This is a genomic window from Leptospiraceae bacterium (assembly GCA_016708435.1).
GTDB lineage: Bacteria > Spirochaetota > Leptospiria > Leptospirales > Leptospiraceae > UBA2033.
The window spans coordinates 88378-111711 of sequence record JADJFV010000014.1 but is presented as its reverse complement, the minus strand read 5'-3'; the positions used below and the strand labels follow the sequence as shown (position 1 = coordinate 111711).

22 protein-coding genes are annotated in these 23334 nt (G+C 37.0%); 18 read left to right on the top strand and 4 right to left on the bottom strand.

Going from position 1 to position 23334, the window contains the following annotated elements; all coding sequences use genetic code 11:
- Positions 1-134 precede the first annotated feature (134 nt).
- The 7 genes from IPH52_16715 (at position 135) to IPH52_16685 (ending at position 5398) form a co-directional block, all read left to right on the top strand.
- A complete protein-coding gene (locus IPH52_16715) occupies positions 135-326 on the top strand; it encodes a hypothetical protein (protein ID MBK7056653.1) in 192 nt (63 codons plus the stop codon).
- Positions 327-665: 339 nt separating this feature from the next.
- On the top strand, positions 666-1808 hold the full coding sequence (locus IPH52_16710; GenBank protein ID MBK7056652.1) for a hypothetical protein: 1143 nt from the start codon (positions 666-668) through the stop codon (positions 1806-1808).
- Positions 1809-2153: 345 nt separating this feature from the next.
- Positions 2154-2582 (top strand): hypothetical protein, encoded by a 429-nt coding sequence (locus IPH52_16705; protein ID MBK7056651.1) that lies wholly within the window; start codon positions 2154-2156, stop codon positions 2580-2582.
- Positions 2583-3171: 589 nt separating this feature from the next.
- Positions 3172-3978, top strand: coding sequence for a hypothetical protein (locus IPH52_16700; GenBank protein ID MBK7056650.1), 807 nt, complete (start codon positions 3172-3174; stop codon positions 3976-3978).
- Entirely contained in the window at positions 3957-4379 is a 423-nt protein-coding gene (locus IPH52_16695; protein ID MBK7056649.1) for a hypothetical protein, read from the top strand. The genes IPH52_16700 and IPH52_16695 overlap by 22 nt, the downstream gene beginning before the upstream one ends.
- Before the next feature lie 412 nt (positions 4380-4791).
- Entirely contained in the window at positions 4792-4974 is a 183-nt protein-coding gene (locus IPH52_16690; protein ID MBK7056648.1) for a hypothetical protein, read from the top strand.
- The gene (locus IPH52_16685; GenBank protein MBK7056647.1) at positions 4949-5398 is read left to right on the top strand and encodes a hypothetical protein; all 450 of its coding nucleotides are present in this window, start codon (positions 4949-4951) and stop codon (positions 5396-5398) included. Before IPH52_16690 ends, IPH52_16685 begins: the two co-directional genes overlap by 26 nt.
- A gap of 258 nt (positions 5399-5656) precedes the next feature.
- On the opposite strand, the gene IPH52_16680 is transcribed toward IPH52_16685, so the two are convergent.
- A complete protein-coding gene (locus tag IPH52_16680) occupies positions 5657-6031 on the bottom strand; it encodes an ankyrin repeat domain-containing protein (protein ID MBK7056646.1) in 375 nt (124 codons plus the stop codon).
- 560 nt (positions 6032-6591) lie between these two features.
- On the opposite strand from IPH52_16680, the gene IPH52_16675 reads away from it, so the two are divergent.
- The 7 genes from IPH52_16675 to IPH52_16645 all read left to right on the top strand — a co-directional run bounded on the left by IPH52_16675 (position 6592) and on the right by IPH52_16645 (position 15522).
- Positions 6592-7176, top strand: coding sequence for a Crp/Fnr family transcriptional regulator (locus tag IPH52_16675; GenBank protein MBK7056645.1), 585 nt, complete (start codon positions 6592-6594; stop codon positions 7174-7176).
- Between the two features lie 168 nt (positions 7177-7344).
- Positions 7345-7704 carry a hypothetical protein gene (locus IPH52_16670; protein MBK7056644.1) on the top strand — a complete coding sequence of 120 codons (360 nt, stop codon included), beginning with the start codon at positions 7345-7347 and terminating at the stop codon, positions 7702-7704.
- A gap of 318 nt (positions 7705-8022) precedes the next feature.
- Positions 8023-8910, top strand: coding sequence for a sulfide/dihydroorotate dehydrogenase-like FAD/NAD-binding protein (locus IPH52_16665; GenBank protein ID MBK7056643.1), 888 nt, complete (start codon positions 8023-8025; stop codon positions 8908-8910).
- An 8-nt stretch (positions 8911-8918) separates the two neighbouring features.
- Positions 8919-10427 (top strand): NADPH-dependent glutamate synthase, encoded by a 1509-nt coding sequence (gltA, locus tag IPH52_16660; protein MBK7056642.1) that lies wholly within the window; start codon positions 8919-8921, stop codon positions 10425-10427.
- Between the two features lie 20 nt (positions 10428-10447).
- Positions 10448-12358, top strand: a complete 1911-nt coding sequence (locus tag IPH52_16655) for a 2-oxoacid:acceptor oxidoreductase subunit alpha (protein MBK7056641.1) — start codon at positions 10448-10450, stop codon at positions 12356-12358.
- 11 nt (positions 12359-12369) lie between these two features.
- The gene (locus IPH52_16650; GenBank protein MBK7056640.1) at positions 12370-13338 is read left to right on the top strand and encodes a 2-oxoglutarate oxidoreductase; all 969 of its coding nucleotides are present in this window, start codon (positions 12370-12372) and stop codon (positions 13336-13338) included.
- A 9-nt stretch (positions 13339-13347) separates the two neighbouring features.
- A complete protein-coding gene (locus IPH52_16645) occupies positions 13348-15522 on the top strand; it encodes a ferredoxin (protein ID MBK7056639.1) in 2175 nt (724 codons plus the stop codon).
- Positions 15523-15740: 218 nt separating this feature from the next.
- Here IPH52_16645 and IPH52_16640 read toward each other — a convergent pair whose 3' ends face one another.
- Positions 15741-16142, bottom strand: a complete 402-nt coding sequence (locus tag IPH52_16640) for a hypothetical protein (protein MBK7056638.1) — start codon at positions 16140-16142, stop codon at positions 15741-15743.
- 403 nt (positions 16143-16545) lie between these two features.
- Here IPH52_16640 and IPH52_16635 point away from each other — a divergent pair, with 403 nt between their 5' ends.
- Together IPH52_16635 and lepA are read left to right on the top strand one after the other, a co-directional pair.
- Positions 16546-16926 carry a DUF190 domain-containing protein gene (locus IPH52_16635; protein MBK7056637.1) on the top strand — a complete coding sequence of 127 codons (381 nt, stop codon included), beginning with the start codon at positions 16546-16548 and terminating at the stop codon, positions 16924-16926.
- Between the two features lie 49 nt (positions 16927-16975).
- Positions 16976-18781, top strand: a complete 1806-nt coding sequence (gene lepA / locus IPH52_16630) for an elongation factor 4 (protein ID MBK7056636.1) — start codon at positions 16976-16978, stop codon at positions 18779-18781.
- Here lepA and IPH52_16625 read toward each other — a convergent pair.
- Positions 18778-19572 carry a hypothetical protein gene (locus IPH52_16625; GenBank protein MBK7056635.1) on the bottom strand — a complete coding sequence of 265 codons (795 nt, stop codon included), beginning with the start codon at positions 19570-19572 and terminating at the stop codon, positions 18778-18780. The two genes, lepA and IPH52_16625, sit on opposite strands and share 4 nt — an antisense overlap.
- A gap of 169 nt (positions 19573-19741) precedes the next feature.
- Here IPH52_16625 and sppA point away from each other — a divergent pair, with 169 nt between their 5' ends.
- Complete coding sequence (sppA, locus tag IPH52_16620; protein MBK7056634.1) at positions 19742-21457, top strand: signal peptide peptidase SppA; 1716 nt, start codon at positions 19742-19744, stop codon at positions 21455-21457.
- Positions 21458-21903: 446 nt separating this feature from the next.
- Here the strand turns inward: sppA and IPH52_16615 are convergent, their stop codons facing one another.
- Positions 21904-22779 carry an alpha/beta hydrolase gene (locus IPH52_16615; GenBank protein ID MBK7056633.1) on the bottom strand — a complete coding sequence of 292 codons (876 nt, stop codon included), beginning with the start codon at positions 22777-22779 and terminating at the stop codon, positions 21904-21906.
- 126 nt (positions 22780-22905) lie between these two features.
- On the opposite strand from IPH52_16615, the gene IPH52_16610 reads away from it, so the two are divergent.
- A complete protein-coding gene (locus IPH52_16610) occupies positions 22906-23328 on the top strand; it encodes an FYDLN acid domain-containing protein (GenBank protein ID MBK7056632.1) in 423 nt (140 codons plus the stop codon).
- The last annotated feature ends 6 nt before the right edge of the window (positions 23329-23334 follow it).

Here is a 23334-nt window from a genome sequence, read left to right as displayed (position 1 = left end):
ATTATAAGAATAATAATTTCATTTGATCATATGCACCCAGCCGCAAAATATGATGATTTATCGGATAATGATAAACAAGAGTTTGGCTGGGGAGTATATAATTCTATTTTAAATCTTCAAAATGCTTGATGCAAATGAAAATATGTCAAAAAAATTCTTCCGATTTAATTTTATGGGTTACGAACCAAACAAAGAATTATGAAAAAAGGAGATTTCTTGAAGAACATTTGATACCGGATGTAAATCTTGAATTAAATAACTTCAAAGAATTTATTACTGAAAGAAAAAAGATATTACAAGATAAATTAAAGGAACTATTAAAATAGCTTTATTGTAGCGCGCTTTCTGCGTATAACAAAGAGTATCCACTGCGAAGCCACGAGAAGATGTGGCTTCTTGCTCCAAGCCGACTTAGTTGTGAAAGTGAAAATTTTTAGTATATTTGTCAGATTTATGCAAGTCCAGCGCCTTCACTCCTGTCACGAAACTTGCAGAAAAGAGCAAGTTTGCGTGCCATCCGTTCAGTCACAGGACATTGCTAGTAGTTGTTGGCTCAGAGACATGACTTTTGAACTCAAAAGGTGCTACCGCACTTTCGAGTTTCAAAGTCATGTCAGACACGCTTAACGTTAGGCGGCATTAAATACTTTGAGAAACAGAATATAATGAATATATTATTAACAAGATTTTTCTATCCTATACACGAACCAATAGAATTATGCAAAACTTTGAAAATAAAATTAGAAAATCCAAATCAGTCGGAAACAGTTATTCTTGCTGAGTTTTTAGAAGCAAATTTTAGTGTTGAATCTGCTTGGTCTGTAAATATAAAAAAAGCCAGACATATTGTTAAGGAATTATCAGAAATAGAAGGAGAAATAGGAAATTATTTCAAAAAAAATAGCGGAATCGAAAATCCATTTATAATTATTGCTGGTTTATGTGTTATAGTTAGATTTGATGATGATGGCTTTAATAAAAGTATTCAAGAAGAAGGAGATGAAATATTTGAATCAACCGGTAGTCTGCCATTTGTATTACTTGACGATGACCATCCTTATTTAGAGAAAGTAAATTCTGTTGTTAATTATTTACATTGTCTATCACTACTTTTAGTATCTAATTTCGATGGATATAATGGATCGAGTATGCTACTTTTAACCAGCGATCAAGATATTCCATCCAGAAAAATAAATTCTCAAGTAGCTTTAAATTTTACCATATTCTATATGGGACAATATTCAAACGAAGAAAAGAATGAAGCTTCAAGTATTGCACTATGGCTTTCTTTTCCGAAGCATCTTTCAAACATTAAATTAATTTCCAACCTCATTGGTACAGTTTACAAGGATTATCCAGATAAAATTAATTATATTGGTAGCCTTCTAAATACATCCCTCAATGAAATTCAAGATCCAAATTACGTCATAATAACATTGGTAAGTATCATAGAAATGTTATTAACTCATAATCCTGATTTTAATAGATTTAATATTGAAGATTCTATTAATAAACAGTTTGTTTTAAAAATGCTTATTTTATTGAACTACGAGAGTAAAAATTGTAACCTAGAATATTGGGAAATAAAGCTGAAAGAAATTTATAAATTGCGATCAATGATAGCACATGGTGATTTTAAAGGTGTAATGAAATATAAAGAAAACCTTAAAAAGAAGTTAAATAAAGATCCTGAAGATTCAGAAGGATATTTTGAAAAAATAATTGAAAACCTATATTTCTTAATTCAAATAATCATAAAATCTTTTTTAGAAAATCCAAAATTTATTGAATTGCTTCAAAAATATTAAGAAGTATTTAACACCGCACAACTGCGAGTATCCGCTAATAGAGTGAACTATGTTTGGATGCTGTTCACTCTCTTGCTCCGAGCCGGCTGGTTGTTTAAGTGAAATTTTTTAGTTTATTTGGAAAGCTAACGCAAGTCCAGTGGCTCGGAGACATGACTTTAAAATTCAATTTGGCAAAATCATTGGTTGGATTTCCATGAAATATATAGTAAAAGTTTTCTAGAAACCTATGGAAATATTTTTTCTTAGGCATAAGAATTTTTGGGTAGACATTAACTTTAATCGAGAGTATTTTCCTATATAACAGAATGGACATTCTGAGGGTGAAATCGGTTAGTCATGCAAATGGATAAAAAAATAAGAGATTTATTAAAGAAGTTAGATAGGCAAAAAACATTTATTCAATTCATAGAGTGCCTTGTTCAAAACCATGAGCTATTAAAATCTAATTATAAATTAGAATACACTGATGACAATTACGGTGATGTTTACCAATTTAATTTTTATAAAAAAATAAATGACGAAATAAAACTTAAATTTGAATTACTCAATCATATAATGAATGATGATGAAAACAACCAGATCGATAAAATTCTTAAGAAACTAGGGTGGTTTGAAATCCATCATTCGGGTCTGGGGTTAACTCAGCTAATAGACGAATGCTTGAATGAACTTGCCAATGTTACTCTAAGTAAAAATCAATTTTTTAGAAATAAATTTAGAAATTTTGAGTATAATGCGTGGCAGAGTTTTCTAAATATCCTAAAGGAATAAATTTAAGTCTATCCAATAACTTACCCATGGAGCAATAATACATATTGAATACTATGGGAAGGAACTTATTTCTTAGGCATAAGAATTTTGGGGTAGACATTAACATTAAGCGAGAGTATTTTCCTATATAGCAAATGTAATGTTAATATATTAAGCAAACGGCATCTAACTGCGAGTATCCGCTAAGAGAGTGAACTATGTTCGGATGCTGTTCACTCTCTTGCTCCAAGCCGGCTTAGTTGTATTAGCCACATCTTGCAGTTTTTATGTTGAACTTACGCAAGTCCAGTGCCTTCACTACTGTCACGAAACTTGCAGAAAAGAGCAAGTTTGCGTGCCATCCGTTCAGTCACAGGACATTGCTAGTAGTTGGTCGGCTTGGAGACATTGAAAAAATGACAAGAAAAATTCTTGGGGAATTTTCTTGTCATTTTTTCAACGTCAGCTACTCTTGAACGTTATGCGAAAGTTTGCAGAAAATCTTTAAATAGAGAATGTGACATAGTAATATTATTTAGGATGTTTAGGCTTGGAGAAATATTATTGACATTTTATTTACATGGGACATATTGCGTAGCCTAGGTAAAATATGAAAAATAGAAAAAATCCATACGCAGGTCTATTATTTTGGACTGGAATTGGTGCTCTTGCTTTTTTATATCTAAGTAAAAAGGAAGAGACTCAAGCACAGTCAATTGATAGTAATACAATAGTTAAAGAAAATTTAAAATACAATCCGTTTTTTAATAAAGCTGAATTTGGCGGAAATCCTTTCGCAACCAATCAAAAAGAAAGTGGAAAGTTTAATTACTTAGGCTTCTTACAAGCAAAGCATGCTTTTGGACTTGAGTGTTATGCCGCAAGTGTAGTTAATATCTTTAAATCACTTGGAATAATTGAGCCGAATATGAGCAGAAGACGTTTTGAATTAACATATACAAATCTACATTTAGCAAGCGATGCTCCGTCTGAGTATAAAAAATCTCTGAAAAAAAGTAAATATCGAATTCCAAATACCTTCAATGATAGTTTAAGAGGGATGTATAAACTTAGTAAGGGGCAAATTGAACTTAGTCCCGGAGGATTTGCAGTCGTTGCCAAAAAAATTTCTGAAGTCTCTGATTATGCTCTTCATACAGGAATGAGAGGTAAAGACTTCGTAGCCGTTTCCATTAAGAAAGATGATATTGAAAAATATCTTTCAGCAGGTTATGTAGTTAGAATTTATACAAAAAAAGATACCGGACATTATGTTGTAGCAACAGGTATAAAAGAAATTAAAGATAATACGGGTAACATAGAAAAAGTTATATTGACAGATGATACTTGGTATGGCGCAAATTACGAGTATAAATTTGAAGAGACTTACAGTCCGTGGATAATAAAAGCAACCTAGTATTGCTCCTTTATTTGTTTTGCTTTCTAAGTCCAATTCTCCCCGATTGGATTCAGAAAGGAAAAGTTATAGAAGTTCTATCCGGTGATACTTTTATCCATTACGGATACCAAGATAAAAAAAAACAAAAGTATAAGTTAGTCTGCGTTGAAGCAGAATCTCCTAGAACCAAAAAGGGAAAATATCAAAGAAAAATTTTAACTAGAAAAATTAAAGGAAAAGAAATAGAAGGAATATTAAGGGGTAAATTAAAGGAATATTTCCTAGCAGATGTTTTTGATATAGAAAAGACTAAGGAAAACGGTCATTATACTTCATTAGCTTTTACATTAGCGGTTCATAGTAAAGTTTTAAAAAAAATCAAGGAATACCCTGAATGTTGGCCAGAGGACTATAAGTAAAAAGTTCTGCAAACCTTCGCCTAACTGCGAGTATCCACTGCGGTAACGGACTATATCGGATGCTGTCCGTCACCTTGCTCCAAGCCGGCATATTCATATTAGTCAAACTTTGTAGTATTTTTGTTGAACTTACGCAAGTCCAGTGCCTTCGTCCGCCCGCTATGCCCCAAAACTTTTTCTTAGGGAAAAAATTTGAAATCACGGGACTTGCTAGTATTAGTTCGGCTTGGAGACATGACTTTGAAACTCAAAAGGTGCTACCGCACTTTCGAGTTTCAAAGTCACGTCGGATACTCTTAACGTTATGCGGCATTTTAGGTGCGGGCATGTTTGGAGTAGGAACAAACACTAGGATATTTTAGTAGTAGGTTTCTCGACTTCCGTGTTTCGAAATTCTTACAGAGGAATTTAAATGTATAAAAATTTATCTCCTTTAATTTCAAAGCATTCTAAAAGAGACACAATCTATTTTTACTTTAAACTTTTAATTCGTAGGAAAAAATGGGTTAGAATTATGGGAGAAGTTGGATGCAAATTACTAGAAAGAAAATTCATATTAAGGAGAATCAATGAAAAGTATATTGGAAAAAATTAGAAGTGCGGTTAACTTTGAATTAGCCATAAGAATATGCCTTGTATTATTTGGAATTTTTTCTTTATTCCATTTTGCAGTTATCCTAGGAATTGTGGCGTTTAATATTGTGCCTCTCGAATATTTATGGGGTGGGAGGATGCAGACTAAAGAAGAGCTATTAGTCTTTGAAATAATTTCCTTGGTAGTTCAGTTATTATGTTATTGGGTTATAGTATTAAAAAGAAAACATATTCAAACTACGCAAAGTAATTTAATTGTAGAATCATTGATTTGGATTCTTTGTGTTGTATTTTTTATCAATACGATAGGCAACTTGGTCGCCAAAACCATGGTAGAAACACTATTAGGCACACCGATCACAGCCATTTTATGTTTTATATTATTTAGAATTGGAATTGAGAAAAAATCGAATTCGGCTGCATAATTCCTATTGCCAGAAATGAGAAGCATTAGAAAGTTAGGAAAGAATAACGTTTTATTTCAGGCAAGTTCGTTCTTGTCTTAGTTCATAACATCTTTTTATGAGAGAGACGAAAGTCCAATTTTGTTTTAAGCTTTTAATTTGTAGGATAGAATGGGAGAGAATTATGGGAGAAGTTGAATGCAAATTTCTAGAACGAGAAACTTTGCCTACTTCGTAAGATTAGAGTTGATGAGAAAATACTGTCTCGTCCCCAAAGCTTTACATCAAGTAAAGCTTACCATGCTTATCCTTGATAGTAGGGTCTACATTGAATCGCTTAAGAGCATCTGAGAATTCAGAGAGACCGTTAGACGATAGAGCAATATTAAGACAGGTCACTCCGTCTTCATCCTGAGCATTTGGATTTGCTCCGGATTGTAAAAGAAGTTCGAAGCAGTCCAGTCTTCCGTTTTCAATTGCCCAGAAGAGGGGAGTTTTTCTCTGAGCATCTTTTTTTTCTAAGTCTGGTTTTGATTCTAAGAGTTTTGCTAAAGTCTCAATGCTTCCTTCTTCTCCACACGCATAATGCAGATCGGACGGAAGTAATTGCTTTTCCTTATTAGTTGAGAATAATGATATTAGCCACTTCATCATACAGTATTACTCCTTCTTTGAATCGGAGAACGTTTAGAAGACTGCAAGTCCGCAAGATGTGCTCGGTAGGCAATGTATCTTCCGTCCTGACTAATCCTTAAAATTTTACTCCGTTTAGTTCAAAAGATCTCTTTATGTGAGAAAGACAATACATTTTTGCTTTAAGCTTTTAATTTGTGGAAGAGAATTTATGGGAGATTTTGGATTCAAATTAGCCTCTTCACTAGTAAGATAAATAAGTAATTTTTTATAACGCGCCTAACGTTGGATTTGCGGAAATTGCTGCAGAATAGAATTGACAAGCAACTTTGCAAACCCGAAATATAAAAAGAATCGTATTGAGTAATGGAGTAAGTATTACACTCGACGCTGGAGCTATCGTGTCGAGGCTGGTAATTGCTAAAAGCTTTCGTTAAGGCTTCTTAGGAGTATGCGCACCTAAAACACCGCATAACACAAAGAGTAGCCGCTAAGAGAGTGAACTATGTTTGGATGTTGTTCTCGTCGGATACTCTAAACGTTAGGCGCAATTTAAACGATATATTCTTTTAGGCAAACAAATGCAATTACCACCATTAATTAATGAACTTAAAGAAAGAATTCCTAATTTGGAAAAGCAATGGAAGGAGATCGAGAATTTATTTTTTGAAGTATCCTACCCATCAAAAACTAATTTACTGAACGAAGGCGATGTGTCTCAATACCTTTATTTTGTGAAGGAAGGATGTTTGAGATTATGGTTTAATGATAAAGGAAAAGATATAACTTTCCAGTTTTTCTTTGAAAATGAGATTGTAACTTCCTTTGAAAGTTTCCGCTTTGGTATTCCCAGTCTTTTTACTTTAGAAACAATCGAGCCTGTAAAGTTATTAAAAATTAATAAGCAAGATTTGATGTCGATATTTATTAAATTTCCAGATACAAAAGACCACTTGATTGAGTTTCTGTTTCAGAGGCTATCTAGATATACCCATCTATTTTTATCTCGAATTAAAGAAAGTCCCGAAGATCGTTATCGTGCTTTGATAAAAATGGAACCTCGTATTCCAAATAGGATTCCACAGCATTATATTGCTTCTTATTTGGGAATTTCTCCAGTGTCACTTAGTCGAATTCGAAAACGAGTTTGGGAACAAAAAAATTAACATTTGTTAATGCGTATTTGTTTGATTTCTGATATGATAGTATAAAAATTTAGCTTAAGAGGCGCTGAAAGATGCGAACAACGAATGGATCAGCTTCCATCAAGTAAAAATGGTCAAAAAAATTTTCCAGATTTCTTATCTAGGAAGATATTTATAATCTGGAGTGTCTTGGTATTAATTACTTCCTACATCATTCAATACTTTTTTGTCGTAGAATTTGGTTTGGTTAAAGGTGGTTCTTATTCAGCCTTTTTACAAAACTTAGCAATGTCCTTATTGTTTATTGGTATGTATGTGCAAAGACGGGGAGCTGAAGGACAAAGTTTAAATATCGCAGTCAATAAATTCATCGGCACACTTACTCCGACAATCTTAGTTGGGGTAGTTGGATTGGAAGCTTTTGGTGCTCCTAATCTTTTCATACTTGTTCTAGGAAGTCTGATTGCTTTCTTTGATTTGGTATATATTTTTATACTTATAAAAAGAAATCTTGCTAGGGAAGACTTAGTTGCCGTAACACACAGCTAATTCCAATTAACCACAGAGTGATTGGCATTAGCCGCTAGACAAGAATTCATTTCCCTTTCTGCGTTGTTTACCCTTTCCTTTTTTGCCTGATCCTATACAGCAATGAGCACATATCGACTCGAAATCTAATCCAATTCAGATTAGCTAAATTGTAAAAGAAAAGAATAAATACAATATGATAAATATCATCCTGCCAATTCTTAATTTTTATTTTAAAAGCTAGAAAAATGGAAATCAGTATAATATATTAAAACAAAGCATTCAGTATTTTTCGAATTCAATATCAGATTACACGCATAAAGTAATCGGAGGGTAGTAATGTCCAATTTTGAAATTATAACTCGAGAAGATTTTTCAGAGGTAACCTATTTACTGGAAATTCTTCATCCACTCATGGCGAAGGCTGCTAAGCCCGGGCAATTTGTGATCGTGATGTTAAACGAGCACAGCGAAAGAATTCCTCTCACCATCGCAGACTTTGATAGAACAAAGGGAACGATTACTTTAGTCATCCAAGCAGTCGGAAAAACAACCAAGCAAATGCAAAACGAATGTAAAGTTGGAACTACGCTTTATGGTATGGTAGGTCCGATGGGAATTCCAAGTCCTATCAGTCACGCCAAAAAGGTAGTATGCGTTGGCGGTGGTTTAGGCGTGGCTCCGATATTTCCGCAGGCACGTGGATTTAAAGAAGCAGGGGCTTATGTAATTGGTGTAATTGGATTTAGAAATAAAAGTTTAGTTTTCTGGGAAGATAAATTTAGAGCCTGGTGTGATGAATTTATCATCTGCTCGGATGATGGCTCTGTAGGCAAACAGGGATTTGTCACAGAAGGAATTAAAGAAGCGATTGCGAGACATTCTGATATTGATGAAGTCATAGCGATAGGTCCGCCTACCATGATGAAAGGCTGTGCAGAGGCAACAAGACCTCACGGAATCAAAACAATGGTGAGCCTTAATCCACTCATGGTAGATGGAACGGGAATGTGTGGCGGCTGTCGTGTTAAAATAGGCAACGAAGTAAAATTTGCCTGTGTTGACGGACCTGACTTTGATGGTCATCTAGTTGACTTTGATGATCTAATGATTCGTTTAAAAAAATACACCAAAGAAGAGCGCATGGCGATGGATCATTACGATAAGACTTGCAATATGAGAAAGCAAATTGACTCTATTGCGGCAAATTCTGATTTACCCAAGTAGGAATTATTATGGCAAAGAAAAAAACAATTCGTTCTATTCCCCAAACAAGAACTCCCATGAAAGAGCAAGACCCGCTTGTAAGAGCGAAGAACTTTGAAGAAGTCGCTTGCGGCTACTCTTCTTTTGACGCTGCGAGAGAATCCGAGCGTTGTTTAGATTGTCCCGACCAGCCCTGTGTTTCTGGCTGTCCTGTAGGAATTGATATCCCCGGCTTCATTCAAAAAATAAACGAAAAGAATTTGCGCGGCGCTTACGAGATTCTAACGGATACTAATCTATTACCCGCAGTCTGTGGAAGAGTCTGTCCACAGGAGAATCAATGTGAAGGAGTCTGCACGGTAGGTGAGTCTTTAGAGCCTGTTGCCATTGGTAGACTCGAACGTTTTGTCGGAGACACTGCTATCAAAGAAGGCTGGGTGAATATTCCATACATTGAGCCAAATCGTTTTAAAGTGGGAATCATTGGCTCGGGTCCTGCTGGTATGGCTTGTGCGGCTGATATGGCGAAGGCGGGGTGTGATGTTACAGTGTATGAAGCCTTTCATGTTCCAGGTGGAGTTTTACGTTATGGAATTCCTGATTTTCGTTTGCCCAATACAATCATCGATGCAGAGATTGAAAAGTTAAAAAAACTGGGCGTTAAGTTTGAATGCAATACGTTAGTCGGTAGACTGTTTACGATTGAGCAGATGATAGAAGAAATGGGTTTTCATTCTGTATTTGTAGGAGTAGGGGCTGGTTATCCTACTATGCTTGGAATTCCCGGGGATTCACTCAATGGAGTTTTATCGGCTAACGAGCTATTAACCCGTTGCAATCTAATGCAGGGAAAAGAATTTCCCAATTTTGATACACCTCTTCCGATTGGTCGTCGTGTGGCTGTAGTAGGTGCCGGGAATACTGCGATGGATGCAATGCGTGTTAGCCTGAGACTAGGCTCCGAAAAAGTATTTTGCATTTATAGAAGGTCTCGCTCGGAAGCTCCTGCAAGGGTAGAAGAATTGCACCACGCAGAACAAGAAGGAGTAGAGTTTCATTGGCTTACAAATCCTGTTTCTATTTTAGATGATGGAAAAGGCGGAGTGCGTGGAATGCGCTGTGTGCGAATGGAATTAGGCGAGCCAGATGATTCAGGAAGAAGAAGACCAGTTGCCATAGCTGGGAGCGAGTTTGACTTTGAAGTAGATGTAATTGTATATGCTATTGGAACTAACGCAAATCCTATCATGGGTCAAACTTCCAAAATTAAACTAAATAAATGGGGCTATATTGATACCGATGAGACTCTGGCTACTTCGATTGCGGGTGTCTTTGCCGGTGGTGATATTGTCACAGGTGCGGCTACTGTGATTAAGGCGATGGGAGCCGGTCGTAAAGCGGCTAAGAGTATGAAGGCGTATCTTGGCATTCATGAAGATAATATTCCTTATCTGAAAGAAAATTCTTCTACTCTATTTGGAATTAATTTAAGGGAACAAAACTTTGCCCGCGTTCGAGTGATGGCAGGCAAAGTATGAAAATAGAAAAGGATAATTAAATGAATAAAGAAGCGACAGATAAAAATTCTACGGTGGCTAATTCGAATACACCGCTTGCTAATGGCAAGAAAGGAATCATTCAACTAAAAGAGCATATTGTTGAAATCATAAGTGATTCCGGAGAAGGAGCGCAGAAATGCGGACAGTCTCTTGGATCGATTGCCGCCCAAATGGGAAATGGTATCTGGACAACAGAGATTATCCCCGCCGAGATTCGTCCTCCTGCTCGCAGTATTGCAGGAGCGAGTGGAAACCGAATTCGAATTGGTAGCAACCGCGTTACCAATGGAGGCAATCAAACTGATTTAGTAGTTGCCTTTAATGAACAAGTTTTATTAGGTCGTGTGCGTGCCCGCGAATTAAAAGAAGGCTGCACAATTCTTTTAGAGAGTATGTGGAGAATTCATCCTGATTCTAGAATTGTTTCTGCTTATGTAGAAACTTACAATCGACTCATCGATGCTGGATTTGATGTGCATGAAGTTCCGATGGAGCAAGTATGTAAGACGATAGTCTCTGATGCGAGAAAGGGTAAGAACATGTTTGCGCTCGGAATGCTTTGCGGTATATACAGTTTTGACTTAAAACTTGCTCGTGACCAAATTGCACAGACTTTCGGAAAAAAAGCACAAAGTATTATTGATTCCAATGAAAAGCTATTAGATGCAGGTCATAAATGGGCGGAGGAAAATTTAGAATTCAAATATAAAATTCCCGCTGTAAAATCAAAAGAAGCACAAATCGTAGTCAATGGAAATACAGCGATCGCACTCGGAGTGCTTGCATCGGGAATGGAAGTTTGCGCTATGTATCCCATTACCCCCGCGACTTCTGCTTCTCATTATTTGAGTGATGTATTCGAAAAAGTAGGCGGGATTGTGCACCAAGCAGAAGATGAAATTGCCGCCTGTGCTTTTGCCATCGGCGCTTCTTATGCCGGCAAATGCGCAGTAACCATTACTTCCGGTCCCGGTTTTTCTTTAAAGCAAGAAGCATTAGGACTAGCAGTGATGGGAGAAATTCCGTTAGTCGTTGTAAATGTGCAAAGAGGTGGACCGAGCACGGGTCAACCTACAAAGACAGAGCAAGGAGATTTGATGTCTGCCATTTACGGAAGTCATGGAGATGCTCCCAAAGTTGTAATGGCGGTAAGCACGATTGAAGATTGTTTTTATTCTATTATCACAGCACGTAAAATTGCAGAAACATTTAATATGGTAGTGATTGTTTTATCGGATGCGACACTCGCCACATCCCAACAACCATTTAAGCGTCCCGAATTCAGTGAGTCCTGGATTGCACCTCCCATTGATCAAAGCGCAATTGCAAATGGAGCAAAGCCCTATGATTGGGATGAGACAACAGGACTTGCCCGTCGCTTTATTCCAGGTCAGCCGGGTGGAATGCATACAGTAACAGGGCTTGCTCATGATAGTGATAGCCATGTGGCGTATGACGCAGACACTAACCAGAAATCGCTTCATGCTCGCAGTTTAAAGCTAGCTGCTTTACAAAAGACTCTAAAGACTCCGCCGGTATTCGGAGCGGATACTGGTGATTTACTGATAGTAGGTTGGGGAAGCACAAAGGGAGCGATTGAAGAAGCAGTAGAAGAATTACAAAAAGAAGGAAAAAAAGTGTCTTCTCTTCATTTACAATTTTTACAACCACTTCCTTCTGGAATCAAAGAAATCATGCAGAAGTTTAAAAAAGTCATGACCATTGAAAACAATTGGAGTGACCGAGTAGAAGATGAAATCATCGATGAGGCAAATAGACGTTATTCGTCTATGGCGATACTTCTTCGCTCTAGATATTTGATTGATATAGATTGTTGGAGTGAGAGTAGAGGTCAGCCTATTAAACCAAGCACTGTGTATAAAGTAATTTCTGATAGGATGAAAAACTAATGGAGGGAAATATGTCATTATCCGCAACTGAATGTTTATTACAAATGTCCGATGAGCTTCATGCTCTCGAAGATTATCAAAGTGGTGTTCCCCGTTGGTGCACTGGCTGTGGGGATAACGCAATACTTGCCGCAGTCCAGAGACTCTGTAGAGATGAAGGACTTCGTCCCGAGAAAACTGTTTTTATTTCTGGGATTGGTTGTTCGAGTCGTTTTCCTCATTATATGAAGACATACGGATTTCACGGAATTCATGGAAGGGCTCTTCCGATTGCGGAAGGTGTAAAGATGGCTCGTCCGGATCTAACTGTATTTGTAAATAAGGGTGACGGAGACTGTTGTAGTATTGGAGCGGGGCATTGGATTCATGCGATTCGATACAATATGAACATCACTGTTTTTTTACATGACAATCAAATCTACGGTCTTACAAAAAAACAGGCTTCTCCTACTTCGCCGATTGGAACTAAGAGTAATACTACTCCGCGCGGAAGTTATTTAGATGCACTGAACCCGTTATCCGTTACCCTCGGAGTTCAGAATTGTTCTTTTCTAGCACAAGCGGTAGATTGGATTCCAGAAGTTTTATTTGATATTGTGAAAGCTGCCTATCATCATAAAGGTCTATCGTTTGTGCGAATTGTGCAGCGTTGTCCGGAATGGCTACCACAATCTTTAGAGCCATGGTTACATGATCCACAGAGAGTGTTAATGCTTCATCATGAAAATGGAATTAATTTGAGTTCAGGTCTTTCTAAAGTTTATAAAAACCAAATGCACCACGACCCGATGAACTTTAAAGAAGCAACGGACATAGCATTTACGACAGATCCAATACCGGTAGGAATTATCTATCAAAATCCAGAAATTCCCTGCTATGAAGATTTGCGTTATTCGACTCTCCTTAGAACTCCGGAAGTTACGCGAAATGGGTTAAATGCAGAGTTGGATAAATTTACTGTTTGGCCTGAGGAAGTTTAGGGAGGGTATATGGAAGTAGCTGGTGCTCATGCGCATATCGCATTTTATTTAACGGGAAGACAGTTCAGTGATCATCTGAATGGAATTGATAAACTCAATCTAAAGCCTGCACTCTTTGCAAGATTTAAAAATATGACAGAGGTTAGGTATGATTATCCGGTAATTCTCTCCGAGGATAAATTGGGTAAGTCTATGGTAGAATCTCTTTCGAGTGTAATCGATAAAGCTTTATTAGAAGTAAAGACAGGAATAGAAGGAGACCGAATCAAGAAGAATGCTCTCCAAATAGAAAAAGAAATTCGCTGTCTTCTTACAAATGGAGTAAAAGGTAATTTCTCCTCTCTATGGAATAAGGCGGCAAATTCCTATTTGTCTCAAGTAGATAAAGCTTTTCAGGAAAAAATGGAAGACTTCAAAGCTTCTATCAAAATAGACGGAGAAGTGGTAGACTGTGATGAAAAATTTCCAGTGCGTTTAGTGAAGCATCTCTGGGAAACTGCACAGAAAAAAAAGGCAGAGTTGTTTAGTAAAAACTTGGAGCGGTTAATAGTAAAACTCTCAGACATTCTAAAATCAGATTTTGAAAAATCAGAGAAGGGTAGAAGTAAGGAGCATTTAGAAAAATCAATTGGAAGTGTTCACGGTGATTTATTTGATTTTACTGTGATGTCCAAATTTCTTTCTAAGACAATTCCAAAAGAAGGATTTCCTGAGAGTAGAAAAAAGCGAATCAGTGATTTACTAGATGTCTTGAAATCACAGAAGTTTTTTTCTCTGGAGAGAGTAGAGAGTGAAACACGGGGAAATACTTACACCTTTATCTTTGAAAGTTGTAGTGATGCATTGGAAACCTATTTAGCGAGATATCAAAAGATGATCGAGCTTGCCCGTGCGATTGCAATTGCAGAATTAGAAATAGAAGGTCAATACAATCCTGCAAAGCATGATATTTTATTTGAAGACTTTGGAGCAAATGGTCTTGATCCGACTGAACTTTCCCTCTTTCCTGATTATTTAGTCTGTGTGAATACGCATCGTTTTCCGGCGAGTGAATATGCGCGGCTACTCGAGATTCTCTCCTCTGAACTTCCAATCAAAGTTTTATTGCAGACAGATGATATTTTAGAAGAGACAAAGTCTAATAACGGAAACTTTATTTCTGGAATGGGAAGTAAGCAATTAGCAAGTATGGCTATGGGACTCAATGATGTTTATGTTTTGCAGTCTAGTAATTCGAATCTATATAAATTTAGAGAACAAATCTTAGATGGTCTACACTTTAGTGGATCTTCTTTATTTAGTATTTACTCCGGTGCTAGCGGTAAATCAAATGTATCCCCCTATTTGTTATCAGCAGCTGCAATGGAGTCTAGAGCCTTTCCTGCTTTTGTGTATGATCCTTCTCATGGTAGCAATTGGGCATCTCGCTTTAATTTACAGGCTAATTCACAAATCGATTTGGATTGGAATATACATAGCTTTCAATATGAAGGCGCTTCTCTTCTGCGTAAGAAAGAAGAGATTGCATTTACTTATCTTGATTTTATTTCCTGCGATACGCGGTATGCAAGGCATTTTGCGCGTGTTTCTGAATCTAAATGGGATGATAGTTTACTTGCAGTAGACGAATCGCTAACGAGAGAAAAGAAAGGATTTCCCGATAAAATTCCTTTTATCTATATGGTGGATAATGACAATATACTCCAAAAAGTAATTGTAGATGAGAGAATGCTAAGAGAAGCAAGGCGCTCTCGGGAAATGTGGCGTAGCCTTCAAGAACTAGGTGGGATTCACAATTCTCATGCAGAAATCTTACTCGCAAGAGAGAAGAAAGCCTGGGAAGAAAGAATGCAAATAGAAGCAGATAAGCAAACCGAAGCAGTTGCGACTGTTACTTCTTCGAGTGCTGTTGTGGAAGCCGAGACAGAGAGGTCTCGCGATGAGGCATATATTGATTCGCCTCGCTGCTCTACTTGCAACGAGTGTGTGACACTCAATAATAAAATGTTCGCTTATGATAATAACAGGCAGGCTTATATCGCAGATGTAAATGCAGGAACCTATGCGCAATTGGTGGAAGCGGCTGAGAACTGTCAGGTATCCGTGATTCATCCGGGTAAGCCGCGTAATCCGAAAGAGCCAGGGCTTGAAGAATTATTAAAAAGAGCAGAAGCGTTTCGTTAATAAGAGTCATTTCGAACTGTGCTTAGGTGTTGGATTTGTAACATACAGAAAGATTTTACTTTTTAGTTGCACCGTGAGAAATCTATTTGGCAATACAACGATAGTATTAAGCTAGATAGACCTCTCACGATTTTTCCTCCCTGCGCTTGGTCGCGCCCAATGCCTTCGCATGTTCGAGGTGACTGGGGTAATTAACCTCTCTAAGCGGTTAATTACTCTTACCCCGGAAAGTTTGCTCTGTTTACTGCGTTTAAAACTGTTTTTAACCAGTCATGAAAATTGTCGAAGCATTTTTCTGGCTCGCTTCGACCAGCAATTACAAAGACTGGATAGTCTTTTAACTTTACTTTTGCTTTTGTATCAAATAGAAATGTGTCATCATTCCATTGCCCAAAAACTAAATAACGTTCATCTTTTTCATACCTTGTCAGCGGAAGAAAATGAAACGTTCCCTTGTCAATATATCCGGCAAGAAGAGTCTTCTTAAAGTCCGGTGGTAAGCTACAACCAATTTTTTTTTCCATCTCATGGATTTGTTCTTCAGTTTGGTTAGGAGTTTTGAAGTGGAGATTCAATTTTTCAAAACCCTTAATAACCTGTTCTATATCTTTCTTACTCATATGTGCAACCCTCACGTTTCTAGTTTAATAAGGATATATTTATGGCTAGAGAAAAATTTAAAAAATTATAGTCTAGTTTGCTTCAAATATTTCATTTATTTTTAGTCAAGTATTTGATTTTCTGTATTGTTTCATGATTTAAAAAAAATGACAGGGAATGTAATGGAAAAAGTAAAGCTGGAAAGCTAATCCATTTTTGTTAAAAGGCTAATGCTTGTATGTCTGAGAGACCTTGTTTTTTTGATATGCGTTACGAAGAAATATATATGGCAAGTTTTTTTAGAACAGTCTATTCTAGTCTTTGTGCGTTGTAATCTGTCATATTTTTTTAATATTAACGTCAAGATTACTCTTTACAGTCAAATCATAGTAAATAACATTTCAAAAACAACGAGGCATCTTAATGAAAATTAGAGATAAAAAAAAAGAACTGACCATTTATATCAATAGCAAAGAGGAGAGAGACAATGTTCCTCTCTATAAAACTTTGATAGATCGATTTATTGCTATGGGAATCACAGGCTGCACTGTTCTAAAATCCACATCTGGCTATGGAACTGATTTAAAGGTAAAGTATCCTGATGAGTCGATTGCAAGTCTCTGGAACAAAGATTCTACTATTGTGATGAACGTAATCGAATCCGAGTCGCGGGTTGAAGAGATTGTCAGAATGCTAGATTCTACCATGCCACAGGGTGTGATTACAATCAAAGACGTTGATTATATTCGATATACGCGAAGTGTTGTGACAGAAGAAGATATTCGCCTCGCTGATAACGCCTAAGACAAAATGACTTGCTAAATAGGACGTCTCTGTAATTTTAAAATACAGCATGTCAGACAAACAGAAATTTACACGAAATTTTTCCATTATAGCGCATATTGACCATGGGAAGTCTACTCTCGCAGATAGACTTCTCGAACTTACTCTTGTTACCGATGAGAGAACTAAAAAAAATCAAATTCTCGATACTATGGATATTGAGCGAGAGCGTGGAATCACGATTAAGGCAAACAATGCCTCTCTCGAATTTCATTCTAGGGATGGTAATACCTATTATCTAAATCTAATCGATACTCCAGGGCACGTAGATTTTAATTATGAAGTCTCACGCTCCCTCAAAGCCTGTGAAGGCGTATTACTGATTGTAGATGCGAGTCAAGGTGTCGAAGCACAGACTCTCGCGAACCTCTACCTCGCGATGGAAGCCGAATTAAAAATCATTCCTGTTATTAATAAAATAGATTTACCAAGTGCGGATATTCCCAAGTGTATGAAGCTAATCGAAGATAGCCTCGGACTTGATTCTGCTGAGGCAATTTCTATTTCTGCAAAGACTGGACAGAATGTAATTGAAGTATTAGAATCCATTTGTAAATTAATTCCTCCTCCTGTGGGAGATGACCAGAAACCGCTCAAGGCTTTGATCTATGATTCCTATTTTGATACCTATATGGGTGTCGTAATCAAAGTCCGTATTGTAGATGGAACTGTAAAGAAAGGCGATCGTATTTTTCTAATGAGTGGTGGAACTGATTTTATCGTGACCGATGTGGGGATAAATCGTATTAACCTTTTATCACAAGACTTCTTAGGGGCAGGGGATGTTGGATATATTGTTGCAGGTATCAAAAGAGTAGCCGATGCAAGATCGGGAGATACGGTTACTCATTTTGATAGAAGGGCCACTGAGGTGGTGATCGGCTATAAAGAAGCAAAGCCGATGGTGTTTTCTGGACTCTTTCCAATTTATGGAGAACAGTTTGATGAACTAGTAGAAGCAATCGAGAAGCTAAAATTAAATGACGCAGCTTTAGTTTATGAAAGAGAAAATTCACTTGCTCTTGGCTTTGGGTTTCGTGTGGGTTATCTTGGTTTACTGCATATGGAGATTGTGCAAGAAAGACTCGAGCGTGAATTTAATCTTGAATTAATCACGACTGCTCCTTCTGTAAAGTATCGAATCACAAATACTCGTGGAGAAGTTTTTGAAATAGACAATCCTTCTAAATTTCCGGAGCCTCAATCAATTGAGATGATGGAAGAACCTTTTGTAAAGGCAACCATCTTTACACCCAATGAATATGTGGGTAATATCATGTCTCTAGTGATTGAAAAAAGAGGAGTGCATTTAGATACGGTTTATTTAGATGAAGACAAAGTCCAGATGATGTATGAAATTCCACTCGCTGAATTAATCTTTGAGTTCTATGATAAATTAAAATCTTACACAAAAGGCTACGCATCGTTAGACTACGAGCCTGCCGAATATAGAGAATCCAATCTTGTGAAGTTAGATATTTTAGTAAATGCTGAGCCTGTCGATGCTCTTTCGACTATCGTTCATAAGACACGTGCAGAAGCTCGTGGTCGTGCTGTGATTTCTAAACTAAGAGAATTAATTCCGCGTCAACAATTCTTAATTGCACTACAGGCAAGTATTGGAGCGCGTATCGTAGCGCGTGAAAATATTTCTGCTGTTAGAAAGAATGTCACGGCTAAGTGTTATGGTGGGGATATTTCGCGTAAACGCAAGTTACTAGAAAAGCAAAAAGAAGGAAAGAAGAGAATGAAACAATTTGGTTCCGTGGAGATTCCACAGGAAGCATTTCTCGCCGTTCTTAAGACCGGCGACTAATTGTGAATAAACTCTAATGAGTCAATATCCATAGATTTAATTCTTTTGTCTAGTTCGGCTTGAAATTCAGGAGGGACTAGACTTTTTCTTTCAAACGGAACTATCTGTTCGTCTTTTAGGATTTTATCCCGAATGCTATGGTATTCGTTTCCGAATGGAATTTCGATTCGAGAATAAGCACCACTACCCGCTTTACTAATTCTTAGAAGATCCGGTCTTAATCCCGATTCTTTCAAAATGATAATAGAGAAGGCAAGTCCTAGGTTTTTTCCCTGTGGGTCTTCTGGATGATCTTTAAAATAATCTAAAACATTTGCGTAATTCATTGCTTGTTTCAAATAAGAGCGAAGATATTTTTCCTGGTCTAAAGTGTTTGCGGAAACGTTATGCACCTTTACATTAAGACCTGTGACGTCATGCTGAAACACCACATGCACATACATGTTATTAGCCTTTAGATAATCTCTATAGTTAGATGAATTCATTTTATTGATACTTGCTAAGAATCTAGATTCAGTGTCTTTGAAGACCTTTTCGTCGTTTAAGTCCAATTCGTTTTGCTTGTAGTAAATGTATCGCATATTGGAAAGGCAGGTCCAATTGACTAGCTCTTGCGCTGTTCCAAAAATGGCAGGAAGTAATTCTGTCTTCCCATAATGATTTAGAATGTTACGAAGGACAGTTTCTAGATTCTTAACAAAGTTATCGGTTAGGGTGAAACAATTCATGGCGATTGTCTTGCCGTCCACGATTCCTTCTAAGATTGTATTTGCAGTTAATTTGTTCTTCATTCTTTCACACCTTTCCCGTTACAGTAAGTTTTCCTTTGCGCACAAAATCATTCAATAAATTTTTTAAATACAAAATTAATTCCTGTTAAAATAAAGGGATGGTAAATGACATAAATAACAGTTTCAAAATCTCAATGGTTAAAAATCATAAACTTTAAAGGATAAATACTTGTATTATATATTATTAGCCCTATTTTTACCGTTTCGAATTTTCCGTTTTCTTTACTTATCTCTCTTTGGATTTTTTCACTCGGGGGATCATGTCCTCATTGAAATTCCGAGTAAGTTTGCTTCTTACCGTAAGACGTCCCTTGTAGAGTGGGTAACTGGAAAAGATGCAGAGGTTCTATTTCTAGATTTTTTAAATGATTTGGATTTAATTGCGAAGAGTAGCAGAATCAAAAAAGTTTCCTTTCATATAAGCTCAGAGCTTGAGTTCGGAATGGCTGAGCTTTCGAATCTTTCTTATCAAATTGAGAAAATAAAATCGAAAGGAATTGAAACCGCCGGGTTCGCGGCAAGTGGCGACATTAAGTCTTTGTATTTGCTTTCTTTTATGCATAAAAAATACTCTGCTCCATCAGGAGAGTTCATGGTTTTACTTCCTGCAGTAGAAAGTTTCTTCTTTGGGAATTTGCTTAAAAATCTAGGTGTGAAAGTAGATAGTTTTGCATCGGGTCCGTATAAATCTTTTGCAGAAAGCTTTAATCGAAATTCTTTTTCAATTCCCGCCAAAGAGAATCTAACCATGCTTATCCGCTCTATCAAGACGCAAATCTTAGATACATTTTATGACAATGCAAAATTAGAAAGTAAAATTCTAAAGCGTCCTATTCTTACGTCTAAGTATTTACTAGAAATTGGATTTTTAACTGCTTACTTAGAGGAAGAAAACTTCACTGAAAATTTCTGTAATAAAAATTACGAAGAGACTGATAAGACAGGAAGCAATGTAGAAGACGATGAAGCTACCCTGGGCGATATTCATTTCTTTCATAAGAAAAAAATCTTTCGATTCTTTCCTCCTAAGAAAAAGAAAATAGTAATCCTTCCTCTCAAGGGAAATATTGGAATGGGGAAAAAGGAAGAAGACGAAATTAAATCAGATGCCATTCACGCCTATCCAGTATTAGCCGCTTTAAAAAGTATACGGGATGACAAATCAGTGAAGGGAGTCATACTAGAGATTGACTCTTCCGGTGGCTCTGCTTTTGCTTCTGAGTTAATCTATCAGGAAATATTAAAGCTCAAGAAAAAAGTAAAAGTGTATGCCTATTTTCAAAACGTCGCTGCTTCCGGTGGTTACTACATAGCAGCCGCATGTGATCGAATTGTTTCAAATCCTCTTTGTATTACCGGCTCTATTGGAACTGTAATGATTCGACCCAATCTAAAAAAGCTCTATAACAAATATGGAGTCACAAAACAAAGACTGGAATTTTATCCACTTAGGGAAATATTTTCCGAATACGGACAATTATCCCTTGAGTCTAAAGAATTTTTAAATGCAGAAATTAAAAGAGTCAATGGACAATTCTACGAAAGAGTCATGCTTTCTCGAAAAAAAGATTTAAAAGAATTAGAATCTCTTGCACAGGGTAGGGTATTCACAGGAAAAAGTTTTCTAGCAAGTAGTATGGTAGATTCGAACCAAGCTTTCTTAGAAACCGTAGAAGATTTAAAAAAAGAATTAGCCTTAGAGCAAGTTCTAGTTGAATATCGCCCTTCTATTTACAGCTTAAAATCAATGGTCAGAGAATTTCGCTTTGGTTTAAATTTGCTCTTTCATCCTAAGTTACTATTAAAACAAATCAAGGTAGATAAGGGCATACAACTCAAAAGCGAGATTGCGAGTGTAATAGCTAGTAGTCTCAAAAGGGATTAAAAGCTTAAAGCAAAAGTGGATTGTCTTTCTAGCTGAGTAGGAATAAACGACAGTTAGCTACACTTCTCCATTTCGTAAAGCGGATACTACAAATTATTCTACAACAAATAAAAAATTCAGGAACAAGAAAGAAAACAAAAAGGTTGTTCAAATAAACGAAAGCCCCAACGGGGCGCAATACTCTCCGCATGGGCGTTCCCTCAGCCCATGTAAAAATTCATGAAAATATTCTTCTGAAATTTCAAATAGAATTTTCAAAGAACGAATCCATTTCCAATAACAATAACTACCAGTGTATCACTTCCGATAAGTTGTCCTTTACTCAAGTCCGGTTCAGCTCCGGTTATAGAGCCGCTCTAGCACGGGTCATAGGGGCACTTTAGAGCGGACGTATACCGGTTCTATAAGCGTAGCTAGAGCGAAGATGAGTTAAGGTAATCTAAACGTTAACCACCATTCTTCTTAAAGAACTCATCCATGACTTCAATTAATACTTCAGGCTTGTCGTGGTGCATATTATGACCGGCGTGCTCGACTTCGTGTAGCTCTACGTTTTTAAAATGAGAAAGAATTTCTTCTAAGTTCTTGGGGCGAATATGTGTTTGCTTTCCGAAAAAAATTAGGACAGGACTAGTGATTTCGCTCCAGAGTTTGCGGGAGAGTTCAGGAGGAAAGGGAATAGGGGAGGATGTCTTTAAGTTAGGATCGTTTTTCCATTTATAAAATCCATCCTCTGTTTGTCTGACAAGACCGTGAATCAGTGCTTCAATTTTGTCTCTAGAAAGCTTACCGTAAATGAGTGCGAGCTTGTTCTTGGCTTCCTCTAGAGTCATATTCTTTTTTCGCTCTGATGCATTGCTAGATGCTCTTTCATTTCTACGGCTAGTTGTTGTTAGCCATTCTCGCATTCTCTTTCTCTCTACTTCTTGCGGTTGAAGCCCGCTAAATCCTTCCAGGCAAACAAGTAACTTGATTTTTTCCGGAAATAGTCCGGTGTAACGGGCGGCGATTCCTGCTCCCATGGAGTGACCTAATAGGAAAATCGGTTTTTGGAAGTAGCGGTCTATTATATTTTGCACATCGATTAGATTTTCGCTATAATTGTAGAGAGAGTCTTTTTTCCAGTCGGAATCTCCATGCCCTCGAAAGTCAAAGCTATAGATATTAAATCTCTGGCTTAGAAATTCTTCCAGAAAAACAAAGGTCTCTTTGTTGTCATTGAAGCCGTGTAACAGTAGAATCGATTCCTGCTTCTGGTTATTTGTGATTTTTACACTGATATTATGTCCGAGGGAAGGGATTATTTCGTAATGGCTTGGCATATTAGGTGTAAAAAACCTACTACTTGCTTACAGTCTATCTATTTTGAAAAAAAAAATCTAAAAACCGTGAATTTATAAAATTTATCTTGTCATTATTTTCATCTTGGATTTTTTAATTTCTTTTTTATGACCAAGAAGTTGCAGAAAAAAGTAGTCAAGAAACCGGAGACCAAGAAGGCTGAGCCTTCCAAAAAAGCCGAGGTAAGCAAAAAAGCAGAGACACCCGCTCGTGTCACTAAGGCATCTCCTAAGAAACCGACCCCCGTTACAGAAGCGGGAGGTCTTGGGAAGAAACATACCTGTTATAGCTGTAATACCAAGTTTTATGACCTGGGAAAAGAAGAAAAGCTCTGTCCCAAGTGTGGAGCAGATCAAAATACACGTCCGGCTGTCAAAATCAAGTTTCCTAAGTCTTCCCCTAAGCTCAGTGAATTCGATGTAGTAGACGAAGATGTAGTTGCCGAGTTGGGTGCAGAAGAGGATATTCTACTCGAGCCAGATTCGGAAATTGATGATCCAGAGCCAATACTCGACGAGGAAGATACCTGATATCAG

Excerpts from the sequence above, each read along its gene's own strand:
- IPH52_16650 (MBK7056640.1), top strand. The coding sequence starts at position 12,370 with ATGTCATTATCCGCAACTGAATGTTTATTACAAATGTCCGATGAGCTT.
- IPH52_16610 (MBK7056632.1), top strand. The coding sequence starts at position 22,906 with ATGACCAAGAAGTTGCAGAAAAAAGTAGTCAAGAAACCGGAGACCAAG.
- IPH52_16675 (MBK7056645.1), top strand. The coding sequence starts at position 6,592 with ATGCAATTACCACCATTAATTAATGAACTTAAAGAAAGAATTCCTAAT.
- IPH52_16705 (MBK7056651.1), top strand. The coding sequence starts at position 2,154 with ATGGATAAAAAAATAAGAGATTTATTAAAGAAGTTAGATAGGCAAAAA.
- IPH52_16625 (MBK7056635.1), bottom strand. The coding sequence starts at position 19,572 with ATGAAGAACAAATTAACTGCAAATACAATCTTAGAAGGAATCGTGGAC.
- IPH52_16700 (MBK7056650.1), top strand. The coding sequence starts at position 3,172 with ATGAAAAATAGAAAAAATCCATACGCAGGTCTATTATTTTGGACTGGA.
- IPH52_16665 (MBK7056643.1), top strand. The coding sequence starts at position 8,023 with ATGTCCAATTTTGAAATTATAACTCGAGAAGATTTTTCAGAGGTAACC.
- lepA (MBK7056636.1), top strand. The coding sequence starts at position 16,976 with ATGTCAGACAAACAGAAATTTACACGAAATTTTTCCATTATAGCGCAT.
- IPH52_16645 (MBK7056639.1), top strand. The coding sequence starts at position 13,348 with ATGGAAGTAGCTGGTGCTCATGCGCATATCGCATTTTATTTAACGGGA.
- IPH52_16680 (MBK7056646.1), bottom strand. The coding sequence starts at position 6,031 with ATGATGAAGTGGCTAATATCATTATTCTCAACTAATAAGGAAAAGCAA.
- IPH52_16685 (MBK7056647.1), top strand. The coding sequence starts at position 4,949 with ATGAAAAGTATATTGGAAAAAATTAGAAGTGCGGTTAACTTTGAATTA.
- IPH52_16655 (MBK7056641.1), top strand. The coding sequence starts at position 10,448 with ATGAATAAAGAAGCGACAGATAAAAATTCTACGGTGGCTAATTCGAAT.
- IPH52_16690 (MBK7056648.1), top strand. The coding sequence starts at position 4,792 with ATGTATAAAAATTTATCTCCTTTAATTTCAAAGCATTCTAAAAGAGAC.
- IPH52_16640 (MBK7056638.1), bottom strand. The coding sequence starts at position 16,142 with ATGAGTAAGAAAGATATAGAACAGGTTATTAAGGGTTTTGAAAAATTG.
- IPH52_16615 (MBK7056633.1), bottom strand. The coding sequence starts at position 22,779 with ATGCCAAGCCATTACGAAATAATCCCTTCCCTCGGACATAATATCAGT.
- IPH52_16715 (MBK7056653.1), top strand. The coding sequence starts at position 135 with ATGAAAATATGTCAAAAAAATTCTTCCGATTTAATTTTATGGGTTACG.
- IPH52_16635 (MBK7056637.1), top strand. The coding sequence starts at position 16,546 with ATGAAAATTAGAGATAAAAAAAAAGAACTGACCATTTATATCAATAGC.
- IPH52_16710 (MBK7056652.1), top strand. The coding sequence starts at position 666 with ATGAATATATTATTAACAAGATTTTTCTATCCTATACACGAACCAATA.
- gltA (MBK7056642.1), top strand. The coding sequence starts at position 8,919 with ATGGCAAAGAAAAAAACAATTCGTTCTATTCCCCAAACAAGAACTCCC.